This is a genomic window from Brevibacillus sp. NRS-1366 (assembly GCF_050467985.1).
In genome coordinates this window covers 1-1,515 of the sequence record NZ_JBITPN010000033.1, presented here as the reverse complement: position 1 = coordinate 1,515, position 1,515 = coordinate 1, and the positions used below count along the sequence as shown (strand labels likewise).

1 pseudogene is annotated in these 1,515 nt (G+C 41.8%); it reads right to left on the bottom strand.

Annotated elements, in window-relative coordinates:
- Positions 1 to 96: 96 nt before the first annotated feature.
- Positions 97 to 1,511, bottom strand: a pseudogene (locus ACIFQN_RS24345) (IS4 family transposase).
- Between the last annotated feature and the right edge of the window lie 4 nt (positions 1,512 to 1,515).

The following is a 1,515-nucleotide window of genomic DNA, read 5'->3' as shown; positions in this document are numbered from 1 at the left end:
GTGATGGAATCTCTTATTTTCAAGAGTCGTTAATTTGTTTTCTTAAAAATAAACATGCCAAATAAGCCTTAACCAGGCTATTTTTTAAAACGCTAGCTATGAAACCTTCTTGGAAGACGTGGTATACTCGTAGACAACACCCAAAATATCAAAGACTGTTTTTTTCTCATAGCGGTGAGATTTTCGTCCGTTCTTTTCTAACAGGTGAAACAGACGAAACAGGATCTTCGATATAGCTTGGGTGTTTTTTTGTACGGCTTGATGCAAGAGGGGCATATAATCCTTGATCATATAAAAAGCTTTGTATTCACTGAGCTCTCTTTTCTTCCGCCATAGGAGTTGCCGCATCTGAAACATAGTTGAAGAACAAAGCAAGATACCGATCAACTGACCATAAAGATGACATTGCAAGCGTTCGATCTTGATCTCTTTACAGTGATGGATCTGGAAGAATGATTTCCATGTTTTAAAGAGAATCTCAATTTGCCAGCGTAAGGAATACAGGTGATGCAAGTGTACCCCAGGTACCCATTCCGTTGGAATATTTGTAATGTAAAAGTTCAACGCACTGAGCTTTTTGCTACGTTCGGAGTACGTAATCCCTTTCTTTTTCTCTCGAATTTCCTGATCTTTGTCTCGTTTTTTGATCTGGGTTTCCGTTAGTCGATAAACGACGAGTCGTGCGGGCAATTTTTCATACATGCCGATATAGACATCGGGAATTTCTAACGTTTCCCCTGGTTGTAGACGTTCCATAATGTCTTCCATCGACAGGGAGAGTACTCCGATTTCTTCTTGAGCGTACCATCCCGAAAATACTCAGGATTTTCGTTCTTTTGATACACCCGTGTGTTGAGTTTTAAGCGTGAAATGTAATAGGCCTCTTTCTCTTGAATGGTATGTAAATCTTCTAAGCAGAAATAGCCTAGATCCCGAATGAACACATCTTTCGGTTGAATATCCTGTAAACACGTGGTACCGTAGGTTTTGTCATTTTGCTTTCCGTGACTCGTATGCAGATGGATGAACTGTCCACTCTGCAGATCATATTCTAGTTGGATTTTGACACCAGCGGTGTGACTACACCCTCCTGTCCCCTGATAGGAGCTTGCGAAGCTATCTGGAAGCTAAAAGGTCGTCGAATCGAGAATTCGAATGCGAGAAAAATAGCCCGAATACTCGCTTGGAATCGATCCAAACGAATAGCGTTTTTGCTGGAGTAAAAGCGAAACGATCTGCTGCAGAAAACGCACAGCAGCTGGATTAAAACGCTGATTCAGTCCTTCAAGACTCATGAGAAGTCCTGTCGTTGCCTCTAACGTACTGCAAAGCTGGTTGAGAGAGGTCGTAGCTATTCGCTGACTCCACCATACACATAAGGCGACTAAATCTTGCGCACGATATTTACTGGTTCGTGTGACGAATCCCGTTTCTTTGGCTAGTTGGGTGAGAGCAAGAGGAGACAAATGTCGTTCCAGTTCTTGTGAAAATAAATGAAGATCGTTTGAAATACCA